Annotated in this window: 3 protein-coding genes; 2 read left to right on the forward strand and 1 reads right to left on the reverse strand. The window is 48.5% G+C overall.

Features of this window, described 5'->3' with window-relative positions; genetic code table 11:
• Positions 1 to 142: 142 nt before the first annotated feature.
• Positions 143 to 1,090, reverse strand: coding sequence for a gamma-carotene 1'-hydroxylase CruF (gene cruF, locus IQ257_RS29285; RefSeq protein ID WP_193882569.1), 948 nt, complete (start codon positions 1,088 to 1,090; stop codon positions 143 to 145).
• Between the two features lie 121 nt (positions 1,091 to 1,211).
• Between cruF and IQ257_RS29290 the strand changes: the two genes are divergently transcribed.
• The gene (locus IQ257_RS29290; RefSeq protein ID WP_193882572.1) at positions 1,212 to 1,583 is read left to right on the forward strand and encodes a hypothetical protein; all 372 of its coding nucleotides are present in this window, start codon (positions 1,212 to 1,214) and stop codon (positions 1,581 to 1,583) included.
• A complete protein-coding gene (locus tag IQ257_RS29295; RefSeq protein ID WP_193882575.1) occupies positions 1,528 to 2,748 on the forward strand; it encodes a GNAT family N-acetyltransferase in 1,221 nt (406 codons plus the stop codon). Before IQ257_RS29290 ends, IQ257_RS29295 begins: the two co-directional genes overlap by 56 nt.
• The last annotated feature ends 27 nt before the right edge of the window (positions 2,749 to 2,775 follow it).

Consider the following 2,775-nt stretch of genomic DNA (forward strand, 5'->3'; position numbering starts at 1 on the left):
GGAGAAAGGTTGCGGGTATTTGGAGAAGTAATAATGCTACAGTTAAGCCGAAAAACATCGTTATCCTATGCAGAACGCTCATTGTCCAGGGTTCATAACTATTGGCTACGAACCCTGAACCTTGAACTATGAACTAAAAAACCTATTTAGGCAGAACTCCCACAGGTGCCGCAGGCACTGTCGTAGTAGAGCTGCGAGTGGTGGCAGAATTTTCCAGTTGATCGGGTGCTGTTGGTGTTGATGCAGATGCAGCCATCCACCACAGCCCTACAGCAGGGGCAACACCCAGTAAAATACCCAGCCCCACTGGAGTCCAAATGCCAGCACCGATACTCATGACAGTAGCAAAGACAAAGTTACTCAGGTAAATTGCTAGAGGCAATCCCAATTCTTTTCTAGATAAACTTACGGGCGTTTTTTTCCAAAATAGAGCGGCTACGGTCATAAATAAAGCACCAGTTCCCAGCCAACCTGCAAAATTCTGATAGGGCATCCCAAAAAATGCCCCCGGTTGATACCATAACCAGAACGGTACGTTGGCTTGACTCATCGCGGGATCAAGAACAAAGTCCCAGGAGGTGAGGAGAATGGCTCCAATAGCGATCGCACCCAGGTGACGTAGCCAGCTAATGGGTTTAGCAGGTTTAACCCTAGCCTCCAAACCCACACGAGCAATAAGATAGGACACTAATCCCAGATAAAACCAGGACAGAGGAATCGTAAACGGCACAAGATCGGCGACTTTGTAGCCCAAGCCACTTAGGTAGCCGTAATGTCCGAAGGGAAAACCCGTACTGGTTCCCAGTAATTCACTACCCAACGAGAGCAAGACGGCAGGCACCATGAATGTCAGCCATTGCCATAGTCCCAGAGTTCGGTAAGCATAAATGGCTACGGCTACTGCACCCAAAATAATGTAGACGACTCCACCTCCAGACATTGACCACTGGAACAAGGTTTGTCCCAGAGGTGATAGACTCGCAATCAGTTCTGGGTGGGGTAAGACAATAAGCAGTCCTGCTAGTCCAAAAGCCATAGCCAAGATATGACCGATAAGAAAAAAGCGTTCGATATTGACAAGTTGCTTCATCAGAAACTCCTATACATGGTGAAAGCCCCAGCTTGTTCGGGGTGAAGCGGCGTTCCTTTGAATGCGGCAAGGACGCTCGTGTAAGCTGGCAAACATCGCTTAGATGTTAATCAGTTTACAAATGTTTATAAAAAAAACCCAGAGCAAGTCTGGAATGCCCCTATTCGGTGAGTTATATTCTCGATTGTCAATAACCGACGAGAATAGGCGCAATATCCAGGTATACAAGGATAGCGAAACCCAAGGATTTACCGCAAAAACCACCATCCCCAGTCAAAGAATCGGATTCCTGGCAACCAAGCTGCAAAAACGCTCAAAGTGGAAAAGTGAGAAAATCGTTAATATATTGGCAGTAACCTCTCCTTTTGCCACAGCTTGTTGCAGCACAGGTGAGGCTTGTTGCGTTCGCTATCGGCTTCATGGCATCTGTACCCAAAATGACTTCACCTCTCCCGGAAAATGCGAAGAGCGTAATTCGCCCTATTCAATATAGGGATTTAGAAGCAATCGAACAGCTTACTACACAGGTCACTGATGTAGATAGTAACAGTTGCTCACTAAGCTTGATTCGTAAGTTACAGCAAGTTCGCCGCTGGTATGGGCTGCTGATGTTTTTGAGTTGGTTTCCCAATCCGTGTCAGTACGACTTCTGTGTCTATGTGTCTGAAGCCATGCAGCGGATTTATGGGCTAATCAAGGTTTCACCGTTCAATCGCACCCGCAGTACTTGGCGGGTAGAGCGGGTGTTAGTTGCCTCAGATGCTCCTACCCAAAGAAACGCATCAGCGAAACTCGAAATTGGCTCTGGGCTGTTGCGCCATTGCTTCGAGACTATTTGGGAAGCGCGAACTTGGTTGCTAGAGGTTAATATTCATCACAAAACGACGGTGGCACTTTATCGGCAAAACGGATTTCAGCCCCTAGCCCAACTAACCTACTGGGCTATCGCTCCCCAACAATTAGAAAACCTAGCCGATCACGAACCCGATTTACCCAACTTGTTGCCGGTGAGCAATGCCGATGCCCAACTCCTTTATCAGCTCGATACTGCTTCAATGCCTCCTCTGGTGCGCCAGGTTTTTGACCGTCACATCCAAGACTTTAAAGTAGATGTCCTAAGTGCGCTGCTCTCTAACCTAAAGCAGTGGTTCAGTCAGACTGAAGCAGTTAGTGCCTATGTCTTTGAACCCCAGCGGAAAGCTGCAATTGGTTATTTTCGGCTAAAGCTATCCCGTGATGGTAGCTGTGCCCATGAAGCTCAACTAACCGTTCATCCGGCTTACACCTGCTTATACCCGGAGTTGTTGGCTCAAATGGCACGGATTGTCCGGGAGTGCCCCGAGCAATCCCTACAGCTTGCCTCCGCTGACTATCAACCCGAACGGGAAGAATATTTAGAGCAACTAGGCGCTCAACGAATTGAGCATACCCTACTGATGTCTCGTTCCGTCTGGCATAAGCTGAGGGAAGCCAGACCCTTGGAAGCGTTGCAGTTATCGGAAGTACTTCAGGGACTGCAACCCTCTCGTACTCCCATTCCCAGCCGCATTTCCTGGTGGGAATCGCTCTCGAAAAAACCACACGCGGCATCAAAACCATCCAATACAGTACCTAAAGATGCCACGCCATCTACCGAGTCTCCAGAAATGCCGGATTAGGGATGGGGAGATGGGGAGCTGGGCTGT

Origin of the sequence: Coleofasciculus sp. LEGE 07092 (genome assembly GCF_015207375.1) — a bacterium.
Classification (GTDB): domain Bacteria; phylum Cyanobacteriota; class Cyanobacteriia; order Cyanobacteriales; family Coleofasciculaceae; genus LEGE-07092.

Excerpts from the sequence above, each read along its gene's own strand:
- cruF (WP_193882569.1), bottom strand. The coding sequence starts at position 1,090 with ATGAAGCAACTTGTCAATATCGAACGCTTTTTTCTTATCGGTCATATC.
- IQ257_RS29290 (WP_193882572.1), top strand. The coding sequence starts at position 1,212 with ATGTTTATAAAAAAAACCCAGAGCAAGTCTGGAATGCCCCTATTCGGT.
- IQ257_RS29295 (WP_193882575.1), top strand. The coding sequence starts at position 1,528 with ATGACTTCACCTCTCCCGGAAAATGCGAAGAGCGTAATTCGCCCTATT.